17 protein-coding genes are annotated in these 22,995 nt (G+C 39.6%); 8 read left to right on the forward strand and 9 right to left on the reverse strand.

Translation table 11 applies throughout. From position 1 onward, the window contains the following. Positions 1-32 precede the first annotated feature (32 nt). Positions 33-977: an EamA family transporter gene (locus tag H6607_00815; protein ID MCB9260907.1), complete on the forward strand. Its 945-nt coding sequence runs from the start codon at positions 33-35 to the stop codon at positions 975-977. Here H6607_00815 and sprA read toward each other — a convergent pair. Both sprA and ruvA read right to left on the reverse strand, forming a co-directional pair. Then, positions 969-8,081: a cell surface protein SprA gene (gene sprA / locus H6607_00820; GenBank protein MCB9260908.1), complete on the reverse strand. Its 7,113-nt coding sequence runs from the start codon at positions 8,079-8,081 to the stop codon at positions 969-971. The genes H6607_00815 and sprA overlap by 9 nt on opposite strands. Positions 8,082-8,185: 104 nt before the next feature. Continuing rightward, positions 8,186-8,770, reverse strand: coding sequence for a Holliday junction branch migration protein RuvA (gene ruvA / locus H6607_00825; GenBank protein MCB9260909.1), 585 nt, complete (start codon positions 8,768-8,770; stop codon positions 8,186-8,188). Positions 8,771-8,996: 226 nt separating this feature from the next. Between ruvA and H6607_00830 the strand changes: the two genes are divergently transcribed. The 6 genes from H6607_00830 (at position 8,997) to H6607_00855 (ending at position 13,521) form a co-directional block, all read left to right on the forward strand. Then, entirely contained in the window at positions 8,997-10,052 is a 1,056-nt protein-coding gene (locus H6607_00830; GenBank protein MCB9260910.1) for a class I fructose-bisphosphate aldolase, read from the forward strand. 27 nt (positions 10,053-10,079) lie between these two features. Continuing rightward, positions 10,080-10,958 (forward strand): acetyl-CoA carboxylase carboxyltransferase subunit beta, encoded by an 879-nt coding sequence (locus H6607_00835; GenBank protein ID MCB9260911.1) that lies wholly within the window; start codon positions 10,080-10,082, stop codon positions 10,956-10,958. 42 nt (positions 10,959-11,000) lie between these two features. Beyond that, on the forward strand, positions 11,001-11,381 hold the full coding sequence (gene gcvH, locus H6607_00840; GenBank protein ID MCB9260912.1) for a glycine cleavage system protein GcvH: 381 nt from the start codon (positions 11,001-11,003) through the stop codon (positions 11,379-11,381). A gap of 4 nt (positions 11,382-11,385) precedes the next feature. Further along, entirely contained in the window at positions 11,386-11,787 is a 402-nt protein-coding gene (vanZ, locus tag H6607_00845) for a VanZ family protein (protein ID MCB9260913.1), read from the forward strand. Between the two features lie 68 nt (positions 11,788-11,855). After that, a complete protein-coding gene (locus H6607_00850) occupies positions 11,856-12,554 on the forward strand; it encodes an energy transducer TonB (protein ID MCB9260914.1) in 699 nt (232 codons plus the stop codon). Positions 12,555-12,810: 256 nt separating this feature from the next. Then, complete coding sequence (locus tag H6607_00855; GenBank protein ID MCB9260915.1) at positions 12,811-13,521, forward strand: energy transducer TonB; 711 nt, start codon at positions 12,811-12,813, stop codon at positions 13,519-13,521. 58 nt (positions 13,522-13,579) lie between these two features. On the opposite strand, the gene paaJ is transcribed toward H6607_00855, so the two are convergent. The 7 genes from paaJ to H6607_00890 are packed head-to-tail and all read right to left on the reverse strand — an operon-like array spanning position 13,580 to position 18,618. Continuing rightward, a complete protein-coding gene (paaJ, locus tag H6607_00860; GenBank protein ID MCB9260916.1) occupies positions 13,580-14,059 on the reverse strand; it encodes a phenylacetate-CoA oxygenase subunit PaaJ in 480 nt (159 codons plus the stop codon). Further along, complete coding sequence (paaC, locus tag H6607_00865) at positions 14,060-14,827, reverse strand: phenylacetate-CoA oxygenase subunit PaaC (protein ID MCB9260917.1); 768 nt, start codon at positions 14,825-14,827, stop codon at positions 14,060-14,062. A 5-nt stretch (positions 14,828-14,832) separates the two neighbouring features. Continuing rightward, entirely contained in the window at positions 14,833-15,210 is a 378-nt protein-coding gene (paaB, locus tag H6607_00870; protein ID MCB9260918.1) for a 1,2-phenylacetyl-CoA epoxidase subunit B, read from the reverse strand. After that, entirely contained in the window at positions 15,207-16,580 is a 1,374-nt protein-coding gene (locus H6607_00875; GenBank protein ID MCB9260919.1) for a T9SS type A sorting domain-containing protein, read from the reverse strand. Before H6607_00875 ends, paaB begins: the two co-directional genes overlap by 4 nt. A 49-nt stretch (positions 16,581-16,629) precedes the next feature. Further along, positions 16,630-17,616 (reverse strand): 1,2-phenylacetyl-CoA epoxidase subunit A, encoded by a 987-nt coding sequence (gene paaA, locus H6607_00880; protein MCB9260920.1) that lies wholly within the window; start codon positions 17,614-17,616, stop codon positions 16,630-16,632. 26 nt (positions 17,617-17,642) lie between these two features. Then, positions 17,643-18,017, reverse strand: coding sequence for a four helix bundle protein (locus tag H6607_00885; GenBank protein MCB9260921.1), 375 nt, complete (start codon positions 18,015-18,017; stop codon positions 17,643-17,645). Positions 18,018-18,051: 34 nt separating this feature from the next. Next, positions 18,052-18,618, reverse strand: coding sequence for a TetR/AcrR family transcriptional regulator (locus H6607_00890; protein ID MCB9260922.1), 567 nt, complete (start codon positions 18,616-18,618; stop codon positions 18,052-18,054). A 143-nt stretch (positions 18,619-18,761) separates the two neighbouring features. Here H6607_00890 and H6607_00895 point away from each other — a divergent pair, with 143 nt between their 5' ends. Next, positions 18,762-22,994: a hypothetical protein gene (locus H6607_00895; GenBank protein MCB9260923.1), complete on the forward strand. Its 4,233-nt coding sequence runs from the start codon at positions 18,762-18,764 to the stop codon at positions 22,992-22,994. Position 22,995: the final 1 nt, after the last annotated feature.

Genomic DNA, 22,995 nt, shown 5'->3' on the forward strand with positions numbered 1-22,995 from the left:
TTTAGCTCATTATTTTCTTGAATATTTGAGCCATGCTTGATAGGGAGACAAGAGTGGCCTATATAAAAATGCACATGGCCGTTGTGCTGTTGGGTCTTACGGCCATTTTTGGCGAGTTTATTTCGTTTCAAGCACTTCCACTTGTCTGGCATAGACTATGGATAGCTGTTTTGGGGCTACTATTTATTCCGGGAATAGCTATAGGAATAAAAAAAATAGAGCCAAAACAAATACTTATTTTCGCTTCTATTGGTTTTGTAGTGGGCATACACTGGATATGTTTTTATTCCAGTATAAAAACCGGTAACGTAAGCATTGCTTTAGCCAGTTTTTCAACCAGCACCTTGTTTATATCCATACTCGAACCAATCATAACCAAATCAAAATTTCAATGGGTTGAAGCCTTTTTAGGCATTTTGGTTATAGTGGGGCTACTGCTTATTTTAGATGTTGGCAAACTTTATTATACATCCATTATTTGGGGGTTGTTGGCCGCTATCACTTCGGCCTTTTTTTCCACGTTAAACAAAAGATACATTGGCCATTATAATGTATTGTCGATATCTTTAATTCAGCTTGCCGCAGCATTTTTGCTCATTACGGTTATCCTTGGTTTTAAATCAAATTTCAATTTTAGCAACTATTCAATATTCAACTCCAGCCAAATTTCTGAGCACAAATTGTTTGGAGTGTATCTGCACTCGTTTTGGTATTTGTTGGCGTTGGGTTTGCTCTGCACTTCGGTGGCCTATGTGTTGGCTATGTCGGCCTTAAAAAATTTATCGGCATTTAGTGCAGGACTTGCCGTAAATCTTGAACCGGTATATGGCATTTTAATGGCTATATGGTTTTTTAGCGAACACAAATCGCTACCATCCACGTTTTATTTTGGCACGGCCTTAATTCTTCTTTCCGTGTTTTTGCACCCAATTATTTTGCGGGTGCAAAAACGAAGAAATCAAAAAAAATTATTGTAATGTGTATCGCAATGAAACCCCAAAATCAGTAAGTGCCGTTGGAAAACTTGCCGTGTTGGCAGGCTCAGTAACCGTTCGGTTGTAGAAAATTCTGAGGTTGGCATTGTCATTAATCTTATAATCGATATTCGGTTTTATGGTAACAATTCTGTTTCCGGCTTGCGGACTATTGGTTCCCAACTCAATATCTCGTTTAATGGTAATACCATCTCTGATAGATAAATCGAACCGAATGTTTAGATTGTTTTCCAGATAGATTTTTGAACCTCGGTATTTGATAGGCAATCGAACACCTTTGGTTACATAGCCCGTTCCAATTACCCATTCTTTGTTTCGTTGTTCAATCATTTGGAAAGTATTCATAAACAGCGTAACATTTCTATCTCGTTTATATTCTAACTTTAAGGTCAAACCATTTTTCAGGGTCATGTCAATACCCAAAACAGGTGTAAGTCTTTCAATAAGCGAAACACCTTGCTGAAAAATAAACTTCGATTTAAGATTTGCGGTATCCGAAAGGGTATCTATTCCGTAGCTTAATTCGCTATAGTAGCTGTTCAAATTCAGGTTCGAGCTATAGGCGTGTTGCAAACTGATGTTGGTAAAATGTTTTTTAAGACCAAACATGTCTTTTAAACCATTATAGTTTATTTGCCAAGATGGTGCAGGCATTCGTTTAAAGGCATTGAGTGTAATGCTTTTCGCATCTTTGCCACCATAGGCAGAAAGGAATGAATAAAGCAGAACATCTTGTTGGGTTTTGCCATACCCCACGGCATATCCGGTGTTGGGGTCAAGTTCGCCTTTACGGTCGGCATATCTCGAATTTCCTGTGCTAAATTCTTGATCTTGCAATCTCTTAGAAATCTCCAAACGATTGTTTTTAAATTGATCAAAAACATCGGATTGATAATTGTTTTTCTCGTTGCCTAATTTGTCGAACGCCGAGCCCCACGACATAAAAGTAACTGTATATTGCCCCAACTGTTGCAACCCATAATCATCAAAGTCTTGCAAAGATTCAGAATATCTAAAGGTGCTTGACAGGGTATTGCTTGTCCTTTTGGTCATGTTTAGGGTAATCCTAAAATTGTTGAAAGGCTCCAAGGTTGCTCTGCCATTAAAATCTTGAGAACTCGTTTCCATGTATCGGTTAAACTGCAAGGTGTCGTTCGACAAGAATCCGTTTCGAGCCAAATCATACCGAATATTCGGATCTTGCAGCCCAAGAATAAAAGGCCATGAAGGGGTGTTTAAATCAAAGTTATTTCCAAGATACTGAATTTTTTCAGAAAATCCAGGTAGCATTGTTCCATTGGTTTCTGTATAGGTCAGGTTTACCTGCTTCAACATCAAGAAAAAACCGCCTATATTTTTTGCCATTGGCGAGAGTTCGCCTTTCTTTTTGTCTTTCGATGATGGGTCTTTTGGGTCTGTGGCATCTACTTCATCAGTTGTATTCTTCTTTGCGGGTTTTGCCTTTGATACAGTTGTTCGAGCCACAAAGGGTTTTAATTTTTTTGATTGATTATAGAAGTTAGTGAAATTAAGCTGGGTAGTACCGTTCAGAGTTTGACTGTTTTGAATAGTATTTCCAATGCTCGGGAAAGTTGGTGGAGCTATTCCCCAGCTATAGTTTCCACCATATTTAACAGCTGCAGTAATCCATCTTAAACTTTTTATTTGGTTAAACGGGAGTTGATAATTCAAATCAAATGTTTGGTTGAAATTTCGCATAGTACCCAGATTAAGAAAACTTTGCATAATGGAATCTTTCTGCTCCTGAGTGGTAATGGCACCAAAAGGTTCTTTAACCCAAGCATCTGCAATGGCGTTATAATTAAATTTTAAACTTTTAGTAAAGTTCCAGCGGGTGCCGTATGTACGTTTCAAAGTAAACGATTTGTCGTAAAATCTAGGAACAATGGCATCAAAATTATCATTGCTTCGGTTTTGAAGTTCACCGTATCTACGGTCGGCATCAAACTGCACGTTTACACTTTGTGGCAATAAGTTTAGATTGAAGTCCTTAATCAAACTCAATTTATTTGATTTAATCGCTTTTTTAAACGGCTCCCAGGCTTTCATGGAGTTGTTGTATTGATAAGCCAAACTTGCCCTGTGGGTGTTTACAAAGTTTTCTTCCACAATTTGATTTCTTCTATAAATCTTTTGGTAAGAATAGCTGGCGTTGAAATTTTCCAAATCCCAAAGATGCGATTTGCCACCTCCGGTTTTATTTTTCTTAACGTTTGTAAAATTCAAACTGTATCTGCTGGTATAGTCTTGGCTGGTTTGCTTAATTTTAGTTCTTTCTTCTGGTGTCAACGCATTTTGCAACACTTGTTTAAACAAAATGTCGGGGTTTAGTGGGTAATATTTTGGGTTGATAAAGTTTTCATTCCAACCAATAAACATTGGGATTGTAATACCAGATTTTGCCGGAAAGAATTTGCCTAATTCAACGTTCGATGCAATGTCGTATTGAAAAGTTTGATTCAGGCTTCGTTCATTCAAGGTTTTATCAATGCCGCCAAACCCAATGGCAGTATAGTTGCCCGATGCTGTAACCCTGGCAAAGTCGGCCAATTTTGTTGTCATACGGGCGGTGGCAGCCCAGCCGCCTTTGTTGGCAATACCAGAAACACGCAATTCGTCAAACCAAACCTCAGCACAAAGTTTATCTTGACTCGTGGTTCCATCCGGATTCATAATACCAAGCATCATGGTTCTTACTTGACTCAAATCAGGCAATCCAACCACACGCATAACATGGCCATTACCAACTTGCTTTTCATAAGTGGCTGTTTTGCTTCCGGTGGCTGTTTCTCTTTCCAATTTTAGGTCAAACAAATCTTGCAATGCAAAATCTATGTTATTCGTTGTTGGCCAAACATCGTCTTGCAGAGATGCTCCAAACGAGGTAACATTTAGTGGAAGTTTATACTCATAATAGTTGTTTTCAAGGTCGGTACCAATACGTATAAAAGCCCAAACATCCCCATTTTGAAGGTTTTCGCCTTCGGCGTGCAAAAACATTTTCATTCGTTCGTAGTTGCGAATGTCTATTTCTGTAACTCTAAAAGCACCGCGGGCATCACCTTTTTCAAGTCCGCATACTTTTAACGAAAGCGATTGCTCATTTTGCAAAACCTGCGTGGGTTGTGTTGGGTCAACCTCTCTCGACAAACCTGGAGGCAAAACATAAGGAATAGGAACTCGTCGGCTATTTTCTTCAATATTTACGGTACTTACCACAAACTCAACGGGGTCGTTGGGGTCTGGCGGCAATCCAACCGTAGGCGGATATTTGAGGCTTCCGGCATATCGTCTCCAATCGGCACGAATCATTTGCATGTTCAACATTCTCAGAACAATGCTGTCTTCAAAACCTGTCAAAAACAATCGCATAAACCGAATAGACTTAAAGTTGGTAATTCCTCCAACTCGTTTTTGATATTCTCTTATCGGAATTTTTAATTGATAATAGGTTATGCTGTCTGGTTTTTCGCCATTATCTTCCCTCTGTGCCAAAACGCGAATTGAGTCGTAAACATAGCCTTTACCTACCACTAAATCTTCTGCACTGAGGTCAATTTTGTACTGAAAATATTCCTCTGCTTGGTCTAAAGTGTTGTCGCTGTTAATATCTTCATCGTCAGGGTAGGTAGAGATAGATTTTGGTGTTTGGTCGGCCAATCGATCTAAATTGGAGTTGTTTTCGCACTGGTTGTAGTATAAATATCGATGCAAAACAGAGGTTTTGTTTTGATCGTAGGTCTGATCTCTGTGATGAATAAAATTATCTCCCGAAGGGTCTTTGAAAGCATTTTGATAGGCCAATGAATTGTTGCCATGCTTTAATTCTATTTTATTAAGATACGTACTGTCGAAGAAGTTTCTTTCCAAGTCATCACTCAATCCGTCAAGACCTACGTCTTGTGCCAATCGGGCAGCGGGGTCGTTGTCAAAACCATTTACAATGGGTTGAATAAGGCCTACCAATCCACATTCTGTCTTTTCTACGGGCGAATTTGTGCTGTTGGCCGTCGGTAGAGAGTTTTCCATAGAGCGGCGTTTGTCTGGCAAAACGTCCTCGCTGATGCTTCCAATATTAATATAAAGCTGACCAGAATTTTTTGGAGAACCTAAATGTTTTTCGAAAACAAACGGATCCATCATCCAAATTTCGATATAGTCGTAGTTGGCTGCCTCAAAATCGGTGTTTTCAATACGACGGCTAATACCTGCCCAATTGGCCGATGGGTTTTCCAACGTGCCATCTGCATTTAGATTGTCCACTCCATAATTGTATGGGCCTCTTCTGTTTGGATAAAAAGCGAGATCAAAGGTTGGGATTGTTTTGGCAGATGTTTGCTGTATATTTTTTTGAGGAAATGGCTCGTCATAAGGAATGGCTCTCACAAAATGACCTGAACGTTGAGTTGGGTCATTTTTTAAATGTTCGGGCATCCTATCCTGAGCGTTTTGAAGCACTGGGTCTATGCTGTACCAAGCAAATAATGCCCTCCTATTGTTTGGGGCTTTTAAATTACCGGTTGCGGCATCCGGAAACAAATCGGGCTGATGTTGCGGCACACTGGCCAAATGCCAGCGGCTTGGTGTTTTTATTTCATAAGGTGTTTCGGCTCCTTCAAAGTCATCAATCATGGATGTGCCTCTTTCCAATTCTCCAATGCTAATGGGTTTGTGTGGAATAAGGTGGGCAAATTCCCAAGTCAAACCAAAGGTTGATTCTTCTTTAGTTTCAATTAAGGGCAATTTATCAACCCATCGGGTAAGCATTCTTGATTTTGTATTAAACGCCCCGTCAAAGCCATAAATGGTGTTGAGCAATGGCTCTTCGCCAATATTTGTTTTAGGTGTAAGAGGTCTTTCCGTTAAATGCAAAACGGTTCCACCCACAAGCAATTTGTCGGATATTTTATAATCCAACCTCGTGCCCACAAGTGATTTTTGTTGAAGATTAAACAACGAATTGCTTTCGCAGCTTGCTTTTATCAATGCTCCAGAACCCAAAATCCCTTCGTTTATAATGGTTACCATACCAATGGTATAATCAACAATATAATCTACTCCCTCATTCAAAAGAGAACCATTGGCCGTAACCTTCACAGAACCTTTTGGTACATTGAAGCATTGCAGTCTTATTTGGTTGCTTGATGAACCCTTGTAACTTCCTCTCAAGAAAAATTTGTCGTGCTGCACATCTTGCTGGGCATCCCACTTGGTGCTGTCATACAAGGCATCAAAGGCATAGTAGTCGGCATTTTTTCCTTTGGGGTCAATAAATTTATCTCTGGTAAATTGGCCAAAGGGCTGCCGCATGGGGAAAATAATTCTACCCTGGGCGGCTTGTATGGTCACACCCTCAATTAAGTCAAACAATCCATCTGGTTTTGGCTCTTGAAGCCTATTCATGTTGTCGAGGTTATATACGGCATTTAGCTGCTTTTGATACCATTTTGTTTCCGAACTTGAAACCGGTAAATAGCCCAAATCGCCGCCACCTTTGTCGTCCGCATACACTACGTTAAAGTTAAAATCCTCTGTTTGCATATTGTATGCACCGAGGCTGTATATGTTTTTCATCATCAAATTCCATGTTGGCAAATGGGTTTTGATGAGGTTTGATTTTATCAGTTTAACGGTAAGGCTTACCGGAGTTTGGCTGGTTGGTGGCTTATCTCGGGCAAATTCCCCAACAGTATAAACAATACCATTGTAATCATATTGATAGGCCACTGCTAAAACTTCATCTGTATTAAGTGCTTGATTTAAAGAAATATAACCAAGCTGTGGATTGTAGGTAAATTCTTGTGGAGATAATTGTCGGGCATTGCTCAAATCCACATATTCAACACCTACTTTCAATTCATCTCTCAGTCCGTCGGCATTTGTTCGGGCGGCATTAAAGAGGTTGTTTACGTAGTTGTCAGGATATGGGGTGCTGGTGGGCAATTGATATTTGGAGTTGTATGGCTCGGCTTCTCCCAAATCCATAAGTGCCATTAAATTGCCGGTATTACTGTAGCTTGATGCACGGTTGGTTACCCACACTTCGATATACGTAATCCGGGCACTGCTTTGCACAACTGGTAGTCTTGAAAGTGCATTGTCATAATTATCGGCAAAATATTGAGACAAAAAGTAGTGACGGTTAACATCGTAGTCGCTGGCTTGAATGTTGAATTTGGTTATTTGAGCACCACCGTTAACCTCTGTCTCTCTGGTTTCTCCTTTTTGCTGTGTGGCAATAGAAGTAACCGTTAGTTTGCCAAATTGCATTTTTGTCTTAATCCCAAAAAGGCTTTGTCCACCTTGAATTAAGCTGCCGTTCAAGGGCAACGAAACGTTTCCAAGTTCTAATGATTTTAGAATGTCGTCATCTTTTCCTTGCCAGCCAACCCCAGTTTGGTTTTCAAACTCAAAGGTGGCTTCGGTGTCGTAGTTTGTGTTAATTTTTACTTTATCGCCAATTGTTCCTGTAACGTTTACCTGCATTTTGAGTTTAAAATCAAAATTGCCGTTTTTCTGTTGTCGTCGGGTATATATTGGGTTGTCAATTCTGTTAAAATTTCCTCCAAAAATCAATTCTGCCGAACCGCTTGGTCTTATGTCCACCAAGCCATCCATCATTTTGTCATCAAATTTATCAGGAGAAAGTTTTAAATCAGGCAAAAAACCGTTGCTGCGAGTATTGTTGCTCGCCGTAGCTTTTTGTCGGAAGTATTTGTTTAACTCTTCGCGGTTTTGGGTTTTGAGGTAATCCTCGAATGATTGGCTGGTGGGCGAGCCAAGACTTTGGTCGCCTATTTTTCGCTGAACACTATAGGAACTATCATTTGGGTTGTATGATATTTCATTGTGCAGATTCTCCGGATCTTTGAGGTCAAACTGGTGTATCCTCCTGTATTCGCCCGGTTTCCTATCTCTGATAGGATATTTCAACGAATCCTTTTTAGTAGAATCGGTTTCTGAGGTTTCTGTAAAAAGGAGCAAATTAGATTTACTTCCGGCTATTAGATTCAATGCCGCAAAACTGACGGTAACCGCAAGCAATGCTTTTAAACTTTTTTTCAAAACTTTACTTTTTTAGCGTTTCAACAAACTAATTGAATACGTTCTTCAATTCAAATGAGAGTACAATTTTACCTTATAAGCTTGCAAATCAGTTTCGGACAAATTTATAATAATTTTAAACAATTCTTAATAATGTTCTCAGTTGTGGCATTTTCACCCAAATCACTCATCACTTTGTAGGCCACTTTTTCGGCTGCCGCACGGGCAAAACCCAATGCAGTTAAAGCCTCAAGGGCTTCGTAAATATTACCTGATGATGAATTTGATTTTACGAGATTGGTATCGTCAATTTTACCAACTTTATCCCTTAATTCTAATATCATTCGTTGTGCTGCTTTGGGGCCTATGCCTTTAATTGCTTTTAACAACGCCTCATTGCCATTCAATATTGCACCAATTATTTCTTTATGATTTAAGGCAGACAAAACCATTCGGGCGGTGGCAGGGCCAATTCCGCTCACACTAATTAAATGACGAAACAACGACCGTTCGGCATGGTCGTAAAAGCCAAAAAGTGTATGACTATCTTCTTTTACCACCAAATGAGTGAGCAACCTCAGTTTCGATTTACCATTAAATTTTTCAAACGCATTTAACGAAATATGAGCCAAATAACCAACCCCGTTGGCATTAATAACCACTTGGGTTGGAGATAATTCGGCAATTTCCCCTTCAATAAATTCAAACATTTCGGTTGCAATGATAAGGCAAAATGACAAAATCAAATATTTTGGATGTGTGAATAAAAATGCAACGGATGATTAAAAATGGTGGATTTTAAGTGGATGAAGGTGGCAATGACTGGATAATTTCGGAGCCATTGCTCCATAGAAGTTTTCTGTTGTAGTTCGGTGAATAAAAAATTCTATTTTTGCCGACTATTTCAACAGAAAAACGTAAATATTTTATATAAAAATGAGCATTTCTTCAATAGAAAAAATTCTCGACAAAGAAGCCGAGTATCTTTTAGGACACCAATCTAAAACCATTTCAAAAGACCGACTGCATCTTCCTGGTCCAAATCATTTGGACAACGTTTGGGGCGTTTCAAATCGCAGCCCACAAGTGTTGAGAAGTTTAAATCAAATAATGAATACAGGTAGATTGGCAGGTACAGGATATGTTTCAATATTACCAGTAGATCAAGGAATTGAGCACTCGGCGGGGGCAAGTTTTGCACCAAATCCGGATTATTTTGATCCGGAAAATATTGTAAAGTTAGCCATAGAAGGTGGCTGCAACGCTGTTGCTTCTACTTACGGCGTGCTGGCTAGTGTATCAAGAAAATATGCTCACAAAATTCCATTTATCGTAAAAATCAATCACAACGAATTTTTGAGCTACCCGAATAAATTTGACCAAATCATGTTTGGTTCGGTTGAGGAAGCCTGGAATATGGGTGCTGCTGCCGTGGGAGCAACTATTTATTTCGGTTCTGACGAATCGAGCCGACAAATAATAGAGGTGGCTCAAGCCTTTGAAAGAGCTCACGAGCTTGGTATGGCAACGGTGTTGTGGTGCTACCTCAGAAACAGTGATTTCAAAAAAGATGGAGTGGACTATCATGTGGCAGCCGACCTTACCGGACAGGCAAACCATTTGGGTGTAACACTTCAGGCCGATATTATTAAACAAAAATTGCCCGAAAATAATGGTGGATATACGGCTATTAATTTCGGAAAAACGCACAACAAGGTGTATAGCGATTTAAGCTCAGACCACCCAATTGATTTGTGCCGATACCAAGTGGCAAACTGCTATATGGGCAGAGCGGGTTTGATAAACTCTGGCGGTGCTTCGGGCAGCAATGATATGTTTGATGCCGTTAAAACAGCCGTAATAAACAAGAGAGCAGGCGGTTGTGGGCTAATTTCTGGCAGAAAGGCTTTTCAAAAACCGCTGAAAGACGGTGTGCAACTGCTCAATGCAATTCAAGATGTATATCTTACCAATGAGGTAACAATTGCCTAAATTCATAGTAGTTTAAAATCAAAAAATATGAGTTGGTTCAAACGTGTAAAAGACGGCATTCTAACAAAAACGCAAGACAAAAAGGCTACCCCCGATGGTCTTTGGGTTCAATGTGCAGAGTGCAAAGCACCTCAGGCCAGCAAAGATTTTAAGCAAAATTATTATGTTTGTTCCGAGTGTGGGCATCATTCTAGAATAGGTTCTGAAGAATATTTCAGCATATTTTTTGACGATGAAAAATACACCGAACTGTATGACAATATTGTTTCGGCAGACCCCCTGAAGTTTGTTGATAGCAAAGATTATCCAAGCAGAATAAAAGAGGCTCAGGCCAAAACGCACTTAAAAGATGCCGTGCGGGTGGCAGAGGGAAAAATGAATGGTCTTAAAGTGGTTATTGCCTGCATGGATTTTAACTTCATCGGTGGCTCAATGGGTACGGTTATGGGCGAAAAAATTGCCCGTGCCATTGACAGAGCAAGAGAAACAGAAGCACCGGTAATTGTGATTTCAAAAAGCGGCGGAGCCCGAATGATGGAAGCGGCATTTAGTTTGATGCAAATGGCCAAAACAAGTGCCAAACTGGCTTTGCTTGATAAAGCAGGAATACCATTTGTTTCATATCTTACCGACCCAACAACCGGGGGCGTTACGGCAAGTTTTGCCATGTTGGGCGATTTTAATGTGGCGGAACCCAATGCCCTTATTGGTTTTGCCGGACCTCGAGTAATTAAAGAAACCATCGGTAAAGATTTGCCAAAAGGTTTTCAGCGAAGTGAATTTTTGCAAGAAAAAGGTTTTGTTGATTTTGTTGTTGAGCGAAAAGATGCAAAAGACAAAATTTCGAACCTATTGGCAATGGTAACCGATAAAAAACTTAAACATAAAGAGGAGCAAGCATCCTAACAAGACAAATTTTTAACTTAGACATTTTATAAAAAAGATAATATGAATTTTCCTTCAGATTTAAAATACACCGCCGACCACGAGTGGGTAAAAGTAGATGGAGACACAGCTACCATTGGTATTACTGATTTTGCCCAAAGTGAATTGGGCGATGTTGTGTTTGTAGAAATTGAAACACAAGGTGAAAACCTGAATGCAGGAGATACTTTTGGAACAGTTGAGGCGGTAAAAACAGTTTCCGATTTATATATGCCGGTGGCTGGAGAAATCATCGAGGTAAATGCTGAATTAGAAGCCTCGCCAGAGAGTGTTAACTCAGATCCGTATGGAAATGGTTGGATGATAAAGGTAAAAATGGCAGACATGGCCGAGGTGGACGGTTTGATGGATGCCGAAACATACAAGGCCAGCATAGGTCACTAAATCAATGGCAAAAAGCTACAAACTCACCGTTTTGATTGCTGTAATCATTGTGGTTTTGAGTTTGATGCACATCAACAATTTGCCAAAAGTTGGAGTAAAGGCAATCGATAAAATTGGCCATTTTTTGGCCTATTTTGGGTTGTTTTTGGTGGCTGCGTTCGAAACAATGGCAAAATTCCGTTGGTCAAATGTACGCTACCGTTCGTTAATTGTCATATTCATATTGTGCAGTGGTTTTGGAGTGCTAATGGAAGTTTTGCAGGCATGGTTAACCACCTACCGACACTTTGATTATTTAGACATGACGGCAAATATGACAGGGGCTGGCATTGGGTTTGTGTTTTTTTCAATTGGGTTTAAAACCATTAAAAAGAATTGGGATAAATTTAAAACCACCGTTTACTAAAGATTTTTTAACAGTATGGAACTACAATTTTTGATATAAATTTGTAGAACCTTTAAAAGAGAAAAGACATGGAAGCTAAAAAGAACAAAAAAGTTGACGTAAGCAGTTATCGCTTAATGTTGTTCCTTTTGGGAATGTGTATTTCGTTGGGTGGTGTTTATGCCTTGATGAAATATGAAAAAGAAAAAGTGAACGTAAACACCCAAAATTTGGCAAAACACGAAGAGGTAATTGCCGAGGTGGAAAACACCGAGTTTGAACAAGAAATTCCGTTGGAGCCTCCTCCACAGCAAGAAGAAGAATTGGTGGAAATTCTAAAAGAGGTGGATGACGAGGTGGTTATTCCTAAAGTTGAATTCAAAGCACTTGAATTTGACGAAGATGAGATGAACAAAGGAAATCTTTTCAAAGATGATGGACCTGGCGAGGATAATGAGACCTATGAATGGTATAGCGTTTCTGAAAAAGCTGAGTTCCCTGGAGGAGATTTGGAAAGGGAAAAGTTTATTCAACAAAATATTTCAATACCTGATTTGGCTATTAATGAGTCGGATGGCGGAACTGTTTTCGTGAGCTTTATTGTCGAAAAGGACGGTAGCATAAAGAATGTGAAAGTTGTAGAAGGCGGTAGAAAACTTGGTTATGGTTTGGAAGAAGCTGCGGTGGAAGTGGTAAAAAAATTCCCGAAATGGTCGCCGGCAAAGCAAGGAGATAAACCAGTTAGAATGAATTTTCAGGTACCTATCCGTATAAAGATTGATAACTGATTTTTATAAAATATTTCTACAAAGGGGAGTCAAAATTTGACTCCCCTTTTTTGTTTCCGTTGGTAAAACGATAGTTTCCGTTATTAAACCAAATCAGAACAAATTGAGGCGGTTTTGAAATAAATATGTGTCACAATTAATTGATTATTAATTATTTATAATCAAATTCTATTTTGTTCATACAACTAACGCTCCATTGCCGAAAATACTATTTAACTCTTTTGCTTCGTAATTTTGATAGAAAGAATTTAAGATTATGGAAACGAAAAAAAGTAAAAAAAGCGATATGCGAAAACTGCGTTCAACCCTATTTTTTTTGGGAATGTGTGTGTCTATTGGCAGCGTGTATGCCATGATGAGTTTTACCAAATATAAGTATGTTCAAAAAACATTGTCGTCAGAGCCCATAAATGATGCCATTTATGAGAGTCCGATGATTACCTACCAAACGCCACAAGTAACTTGGAAAAAACCCGACACGAAAATAAACAGCACAAATCCAAGTATTTTAACATCAGTGAGCAACGGGGTTTCAATTTCAAAACCAACAGTAGAGCAGGGGGCTGTGACAGAAATGCCAGATGGTTGGAGACAGAATAGTGTACCTGATGATAATCTGGAAGATGTGGATAAGATTTATTCTCTGTGGGGTTTGGATGTATCAGACAGAGCAAAATTTCCAGGTGGAGAAGAGGCAAGAGTGAATTATATTCAACAAAATTTGATTTTTCCAAATGATTTATCGGATGCCCCTAACGGAACCATTTTGGTTACCTTTATCATAGAAAAGGATGGCAGTATAAGTGATGTTAAGGTAAGTCCAGAATCTCGAAGGTTGGGCTTTGGGTTGGAGGAAGCTGCAATGAATGTGGTAAAGCAAATGCCCAAATGGATTCCTGCAAAACAAATGGACAAACCCGTTAGAATGAGACTGACAATGCCCATTCGGATTAACATAGGCAACTGAATTGTGTTTTAATACTTTTTTTTTAGAAGATCCGGCAGGCATTGTCGGATTTTCTTTTTTAAACCGGTTTGAAACCCTCAAAGGCTTGAAGACAGTTGTTGCAATAATGCAGACTTCGACAAAGAGTAGGGCCAAAAGGGCTTTTTAATTCGGTATTTCGGCTGCCGCAATATGGGCAGGGCGTGTCTGATAAAACATCCAACTCCAAATAGCCCGGATGCGGTTTAGGCGGTGCTAATCCATGCTTTAGCAACGCTTTTCTACCTTCCTCGCTTATCATATCGGTAGTCCAAGTGGTTTCGAAGTTCGTTTTTACTTCCACGTTACCTATTCCCACATATTCCACCAGTCGGTCTTTGACTAATTTTTCTAAAATTTTCAGTGCCGGGCATCCCGCAAACGTCGGTGTAAGCGTGACTTCAACATTGTCGTCGTTGATAGAAACCTTTGTGACAATGCCCAAATCAACGACCGAGATGGTAGGAATTTCGGGGTCTTTAACCGCTTGAAGCCATTCAAGAATGGAGGTCTCCGTCATTTACCAATCGGCAGATGGGTCAATGCTATATACCTCGCACATTTCATCCAGCAACGGTTGCAAATGAGGCGTATGATTTCCGGTTCTTCCACCAAAAACAGGCTTTGAATCGGTCGGAATTTGAAGATTGCAGGCGTTGAGTAATTGGGTAACTTCTTTTAGCCATTTACCTTTTAAAGACTCTTCGCCTTCAAAAATTCCGGCTTCTTTCAACGTATCTTCGTGTTGTCCGGGTTCGAAAATGCCAAGAGCAAAAGGCCAAATCTCATTGAGTGAGCTTTGCATACGGGCTTTGCCTTCATCATTGCCGTTAGCTAATTGTTTCACCCAAGCGTGGGCGTGCATGGTGTGGTATTTTATTTCGCCTTTAAATTTTCGTGCAATGTTTGCCAAACCTTCGTAGCCCGAATGAGTTAAGGATTCGAAACGCACTGCTTCTGCCATATCAAACAAAAAATGACGCATTAAGCTAAAATCATATTCACCAATAGGTAACTCCACCAATTGGCTGCAATGAAATTGATTAGCGTTTCTGGTAAATGCCACTGTGTCGGCATCGGCCTCGCCAAGTTCGTGCAATAAATTGTATAAGTGTTCGCTTTGTCCAATTTTGTCCTGAGCCATGCTGCTAAAAGCAATGTCCTCTTCGAGTAAAGGGCCAAGTCCTGTCCATTCGCTGTTTCTATGTCCGATTATAAGTTGGTCGTCAGCCATTTTGTAGAGTAAATCTTTGGCTGCTTCAACATGCTTTTCATTAAAAAAATCCATATTCCTTAATTCGCTTTTGTTCGTTCTTTATATGCGTTAATTCTGTCAATCACCTTGTACGTTCCCGGGTCGCGATAGGTTTTTTCGTTGGTTGTTTCAAAAATATCCGAGTCGAGATATTCTGTGGCCATAACCTGATTGGAGGGAACCACCCAAAGATTTGAAGTTTCACCTCTACGGGCATATTGTTCTTTGGCATACATCAAAGCCATTTCGTGGTTTGGGGCATGCACAATGCCAACATGCACATGTTGTTGGCCTCTTTTTGATTGATGAAAAACCTCGAAAGTAGGCAATTGATCCAACTCGGCCAACGGTGTAATGGTGTTGTCAAGTGATAAATTGGCCCGGTCAATTCGTGGATCTAAAGATTTGTGTATCATTGTTTAACAATAATTTTTGAAGTGTTAATTTTTAAACCATTTACCTGCAAAATATAAAATCCTGCAGGATGGTCTGTCATATCTATTACGGTGTTTTGGTCGAGAAGTCCTTCCTTTAAAGTTTGACCCATCATGTCGGTCACTGCATAATTAGAACCCCATATTTGGTCAAAACCTTTTACCGAAAAACTGTTGTTGAACGGGTTTGGATAGACAGCAAGTTTATTTACTCCCAAATCAAAAACGTGGGCAGGAACATCTGTTAACCTAACATCGTCAATTAAAAGCCAAGTGGTTTCTCCTTTTGGATTGTCAGGATTGCAGGAGGCAATAAAAACGGTTGCACTGTCGGGAATATCCGTTGAAAAATAGGTTATTTCCTCAGCAACTTGGGTGTAATTGTTTGCAACATCTCCAATTATTTTTTGAACAGTGCCAATGGCTGCTCCATTTTTAAACATTATCAAACCTATACGAGCGGAGTCGCCATTTTGTGGTTTGTAGGCATAAAAAAATTCAAGATATTTATATCTGCCCGATATAGGGAAGCTGGGGGTCTCGAAGGTTTCAATATCTGTTCCAGTAAACATTACTCCAGGCATTATGTCATTCCCCAATTTGGTGTTGGTCATTTCTACTGCCAACGTTCCTCCTCGCCCTTTGCTTGATTTGGCCACAATAGGCTTGGGTAAAATGGTGCCTGTGAGTTGATACAAATATTCATCGGTGGTAAACCAATTGGCCAAAGTTTGCCGTGGATTGTTTTGCCATGTTTCAAAATTTCCGTTGGGCACGGCTTTGTTTCTGGTAGAAATAGTGGCAAAATGAAAATCGTCAACGATAAGGTACCCGTCATTTTTGGCAGAAGCAGAATCCATGTTTAATGAGCTTATCAAAACAGCCACAGAATCAGGATTGGTGCTAAGTTGCCAAGTAATTGGGTATGAAAAATATTGAAACGTGTCAGCACTATTTCCTTCAATCGACTCATTGACAAAAGCCAAAGGAGTACCATTTAGATAAAACAAAACGGCCACCTGAGCCGCATCGCCGGCAGCCAAATCATACTTGGCTCTAAAACGAACACTTAAAGGTTGCTCATTGTATGCAAAACCTTTAAGATTGTTGTTTACGAAAGGACCGCTGGCCACAAAACCACGTTGTTGGTTGTCGCTTTTATTTTCTAACTTAATGGCATACGTGCCTTCATATACATCGGTAGATTGAGAAACATTGCCGGCAGAGACCCATCCGTCTAAAACCTTATGTTGTATAACTTGCCAGTTTTCAAAATTTCCATTGGGGATATTTTGAGCAAATCCGCACAAACTGAACAGCCAAACAGCGATAAATAATAACGGTCGAATCATTTGTTGAAAAATTGAACTAATCAAAGTTACGGCAATAGTTTTCAAAAAATCAAGCAAACGGTGTCACATATTCAGCATCTTGCTTTAAGATGGCATTTCTTACCCATCTACCTTTTTCTTCGGCCATTCGTCGCACTGCCAAACGCTCGGCATTGCATGGTCCATCACCATTGATTACTCGCATAAACTCATCCCAATCAGGTTCGGTAAAATCCCACAAACCAGTGGCTTCGTTTTTCTTTAAGTTCGGGTCGGGAAGCACCAAGCCTAAATCCCAAATTTTTGGAACGTACATGTTTAAGTAGGTTTGACGCATATCATCGTTTGATGCCATTTTTACCTTCCATCGCATCAACACCTCTGTATGAACAGAAATTTTGTCGCTTGGGCCAAAAAAGTGCATGATTGGCGGCCACCAACGGGTAAGAGCTTCTTGCACCATTTGACGTTGTTTTGGGGTTCCGGTGGCTAAGTGCACTACATTGTCGTGACCATATTTAAGGTGAAAAGATTCTTCGTAACAGATTCGTTCCAATGCACGGCAATAGGGGCCGTAGCTACCTTTTGAGTTGGCCAATTGGTTTACGATTGCTCCTGCATCAATAAGCCATGCAATAATGGCCGAATCGGCCCAGGTAATGGCCGGATAGTTAAATACATTGCTGTATTTGGATTTTCCTGTAATCAAATCATTTATCATAGCCTCACGGCTTTTGCCAAGCGTTTCGGCGGCAGAATAGAGCAATTGGGCATGACCCACCTCGTCTTGCACTTTGGCCATCAGAGCCAGTTTTCTTCTAAAACCAGGAGCACGGGTTATCCATGTGCCTTCGGGCAACGCACCAATAATTTCGGAGTGAGCGTGTTGCTCAATCATCCGAATCAGTTGTTTTCTATATAAAGCCGGCATCCAGTCTTGTGGCTCAATTTTTTCTCCGGCAGCAATGCGTGCTTCAAATTCTGCCAGTCTCACCGAATCTTCATCTTTCAAGAAATCCGGTTTTTCGTTGGGGTCGATATATGCGTTTCCGTACATGTTGAGATATTTAGATTGTGTGATGCTTAGTGGCTTAGTTTTTTTAATAGACCATTAAGCATTTTCGATATTTCTATATAATTTGTTGTAATTTCCTCTGTATTAATGTTGTAAAGGTTGTTTACAATTTCGAGTTGAGTTAATACTTCGTGTGTCGAGCCGAAAGCAATTTTGATGTGATTAGAAAACGCTTTATTACTTTTTCTTGCCCAGCCTTCCGAAAGATTGGAAGGTATTGAAATGGCCGCTCTTTTAATCTGAGCTGCGAGAATAAATTCCTCATTTTTTGGCATTTCGCCACAAATGGAGTAAATATTATTGATTAAGCACATAGACTTTTGCCAAACCAACAAATCACGATAGGTCTTAAAATTGTTCGTATTTTCAAATCCATCTGTCATTTCTAACACTCTAATTATCAAAGCATCTAAAGAACTATCCGTTCATTCCTTTAAGCAAAAAGTTGTATAACCTTTCCGAAATTTCTTTGGGAGAGAGGTTGCCATCGGCTTCATACCAATCCACAATCCAGTTGAGGCTGGAAAGGATGGTAAGTGTGGCAAATTTAATGTCCACTTCGGCAAAAATGCCTTCGTCAATTCCGGTTTTAACAATTTCTCTAAAACCGTTTTCGTATTGGTTTCGGAGTTTTATAAAATCGGTTTTTCGGTCATCGCTTAGGTGTCGCCAATCACGCTGAAAAACGTAGGCTGCATTTAAGTTTTGGGTTAAAATTTCGATGTGCGAGTCAACGGCCATTTTTAGTTTTTGAGCTCCATCAAAGTAAATGTCATTTACTTCAGCAATGGCCGAAATAAATTTATTAGCCATTTCAAAACACGTTTGGTCGAGCAATTCTTCCTTCCCGTTGATGTGGCTGTAAAGGCTTGCAGGCTCTACGCCGGCAGCTTTTGCAATGTCTCTCACAGATGTGGCCGCATAGCCATTTTCTCTAAAAAGTTGTTGAGAAACTTGTAGAATTTCAAATTTACGCTCTGTCATAAAACGAACATTCGTTAGGCAAAAATAATTTGAATTTTTCTATTTTCCAAACCCCATTCCCCAACTCCGGCCTACCATTCATAAAAAATAAAATCACCAACCAACGTTTTGAGTTTAACTTTACACATTATTAGAAAAACGATATGATGGTTCGCTCTAAATTGTTGGCTCTTCTCCTTTTTTGTGTAATTGTTTCGTTTACACAAGACCTAAATCAGTCCAGATATGAATCGGATAAACTATTTGTTAGTACCGACCGCTATTTTTTCGAACCGGGAGAGCAATTGTATTATACGGTTTTCGTAACCAATGAGGAGAATAAAGTACAAGACCAGCACACCATGATTAAGGTGTTATTGCAAGATGGGCAAGGAAATACCATTGATTCTATGGTTTCGCAATGCACCAATGGCCGTTTTTCGCAGATGTTTAATTTGCCTCAAAAGGGTGGAATTTATTACATAAAAGCTCTTACCCGTTGGCAGCTAAACGACAAAAAACAGCATTTGTTCAGCAAAGAAATATTTGTGCAAAACACAGTGAAAAAGCACTTTTTTATTGCTCAAAAACTCGACAAAAACAGCTATTCAGCTGGAGATAATTTGGAAAGTGAAATAACGATGAGCAAAAGTCAAAGCGAATTTTTAGATAATTTACCTGTTAGTGCAACCTTGGTGGTAAACGACGTGGAAGTGGAACAAAAATCCGTTACCACCAACAAAAGCGGGTTGGCCAAAGCGACATTTAATTTGCCGAATCAGGAAATTGCTTCGGCATTTGTGATAATAAAAGCCGAATATCAAGGCAATATCGAAAGCCACAGCGAGCGAGTGCCGGTGCTGAGCAATGATTTAGATTTTGCCGTTTATTTTCAATCAGGAAATGGAGGTTTGGTGGCCGATGTTGAGAATAATTTGGTGATAAAATCGTTCGACAAATTAGGCAACCCCAAGGATGCAAGCGGTCATATTGAACAAAACGGACAAACCATTGCCGAATTTAGCAGTTTGCACGATGGTTTGGCTTCTACAAGTTTTGTCGCAACCAAAAAAGGAAATTATACGGTTCATGTAAAAGGCTCAAAAAACAACATCGAGCTGAAAGCCGATTCCAATGCGGTGGCTTTTTCCATCACACAAAATGCAGAAAAATTGGCTCTTTCTTTTGTCGGGAACAAAAAGAAAATTGCATCCATTGTTATTTCCGGAAATGGAAAAAACTTTGTAAATCAGGCGATTACAAACCCAACGTTATTCGAAATTGAATATCGAGCCATGCCTTTTGGGGTTTATTCAGTTGCCCTTTTGGATGCGTCAAATAATGTTATTGCTCGGCAATTGTGGATGAACAAACCAACAAAGTATGATGTAGAGCTAAAAACCAACAAACAACAATATAATCCAAATGAAGGCATTAAAATTGACGTAAACTCGCACAACGAAAAGGCTTATTTTAGCATGAAATTGATTGACGAGCAAAGCCTTAACCAAATAAAAGACCGCTCGCACAGCATTGAATCGTGGATGTATTTGGGCAATGAGTTTGAGTGCGACATTGAGGAACCGACCTATTATTTTAAAGATGAAAAAAAGGCAGGTAATGCCTTAAACTTATGGTTGGTGGCCAATCAACACAATTGGCGGCGAGATTTTAGAACAGGAGAAATTGAAAACAATGGCATAGAATATTACCGAACCTCGGCAAGAATAAGCGGAACAATTCAAGATTCTTATGGAACAAGATTGACTAAACCGGTAAGTGTGACAATTAAAAACACCAGCTATACGGTAAAAGCCGACAGCAATGGCAGGTTCTTTTTTGACGATATAATAGCTGATGCACTAAAAAAACCGGTAGTATTGGTGGTACGGCAAGGCACAGAAAAAATAGAATATGAAGTCAGCGAAGCCTACATTGCGGTTAACGCCCAATTTGCTCAAAAAATTAAGAAGCCTGAAACCTTTGATATGAAATTGGGATCGGTGGAGCGGCAAAAGGGCAGGGAAAATTATGAGGCTGGAGCAGAAAAGGATGCTATTTCGTTTTTGGGTGCGAGAGCAGATGCCACTCCTATTTATATTGATGGGGTAAAGATTAGTGGGAATTACGATTACAATACAAGCGAAAGTATGGATGGGGCATATTTAAGTGTTTCTACCAATTCATTGGAGTGTATGGTTACGATACCCAACTATGCAATTAATTATGTATATAATTGGAATTATGGATACACACTTGTTAGTCCGTCATACAATGGCTACCAGCAACCTTTTTATATAAATTTAGAGTACAACTACCAAGATAATGCTCAAACATTAAGTGGCGAGGTACGACCATACAAAAAAACCGTTTTTTGGCAAGGCGAATTGGAAACTTCGGTAAGTGGAAAATTAGAAAAGGCAATTTACGGGCCGAATAAAAACTCCAATTATTTGCTTGTTTGTGAGGGAATTACGGAGTCGGGAAAATATTTTACATCCACCAAAAATATAAAAGTGCAGGACGAGGTGGAAGTATTTAGCAACTTGCCCACAAGCCTTACCAAAGGCGATGTGGCCATGCTCGACTACACGTTTAAAAACAATACCAACGAAGCCAAAGAGGTAGTGTATTCTTATCAAATAGGTGCAGAAAAACATACTGACAAAATCTTTTTAAACCCAAACGAACAGCGTGTGGTAAATGTAGAATTGGCATCGGGCAGTACTGCAAATTCTGTCTATTGTGGTTTTTCGTATGTATTTGATAAACAATCAAGAACGGTGCATAACCAAAATGTTTTGGTGTTGGATAAAGGCCATTTGCGAAATGAAGTGATTAGCGGAAACCAAACCACAGAGAAAAAAATAATAGAAGTATCACAATTGGTCGAAAATTCGGCGGAAATAACAATTTCGATAAGCAGCGATTTTAATGATATGTTGGAAAGCACTGCTCAACGCATGATTAGGCAACCTGGGGGCTGTTTTGAGCAGGTTTCATCAAGCAATTACCCTAATTTGTTGGCACTAAAAACATTGCAAAAGGGTGGTAAGGATTTTAATATGAATGATTTGATCAGCAAGATAAACGATGGATACCGCCGATTGGTAAACTATGAAACATCAAAAAAAGGATTTGAGTGGTATGGCAATGCACCACCGCACGAAAGCCTTACGGCGTATGGCTTGTTGCAATTTTTTATTATGCGAAGCTTAAACCTAAAAATTGATGAAAAAATGTTTGACCGAAACTTAGAATGGCTAAAAAGCCGACGAAACCACAAGGGCGGCTTTGAGTTTCACTCAGGGAAATACGGTTTTGGCAGTGCCAACGAAAAAATTAACAATGCCTACATTACTTGGGTGCTTTCACGCATAGAAAAAACCCCGTTATACAGCGAAATTACGGCCATCGAAAACGATATAAACACAGAATTTGATGCGTATAAATTGGCATTATTGGCCAATATTTACGCAAATCAGAGTGAGGGCGTAAAGGCAAAAGTAGCCATCGAAAAGCTGTACAACCATTTTGTAGAACAAGGTTTTAAAGATTTAAAATCGAATGGAACGGTAATGTATAGTCACGGAACATCGAGAGATGTTGAGATTTTATCCCTGGGCCTCATGGCCATGAAAGCCATGAATGTAGAAATGGACAAACAAGTGAAAGTGGTTTCTACAATTGTATCGAAACAAACGGGTTATGGCTTTGGAAATACGCAGGCCACGGCGTTGGCATTGGAAGTGTTGAGCGATTATACAGACTATTTTAGGGGTCTTGAACGAGAAATTAATTATTATGTATGGCTGGATAATGAAAGAATTATGGATTTTAGTCCAAGTCCTAATAAATCAACCAAAAAAATTGTGCTAACGGCAAAACAACTAACCGCAGGCACACATCAACTTTGGGTGCAAACTGCAAGAGACCTAAGAGCCACGCCGTTTGTTTGCGAAATAAATTGGATAGAAAACATCGAAAAAAAGGAACATGCCGAGCTTGGCTTTGACTATACGTTCAGCAAAAACACTGCACAAAAGGCCGACGTAGTTTTCGCTCAAATAAACATTGAAAACAAAACCAATCAAACCAAACCGCAAACTGTTGCGGTAGTTAAGATTCCCGGTGGATTTACCTATTCAATGGATGAATTAAGACAATTAAAAAAGGATGGGGTTTTTGAGCATTTCGAATCGAAAAACGATGAATTGGTTTTTTACTTTTTAGGCTTGTTGCCCAACGAAAAGAAGAACATAAAATTGGCGTTGCGTGCCGTGGTGGCCGGCACCTATTCGCCTGCCGAAAGCTATGTATATCAATATTATTCACCCGAAATACGTAGTACAATGTTGGCTAAACCTGTTATAATTAGTCCGGTTGTTGAACCTTAAA

Source organism: Flavobacteriales bacterium (assembly GCA_020635395.1).
Classification (GTDB): domain Bacteria; phylum Bacteroidota; class Bacteroidia; order NS11-12g; family UBA9320; genus UBA987.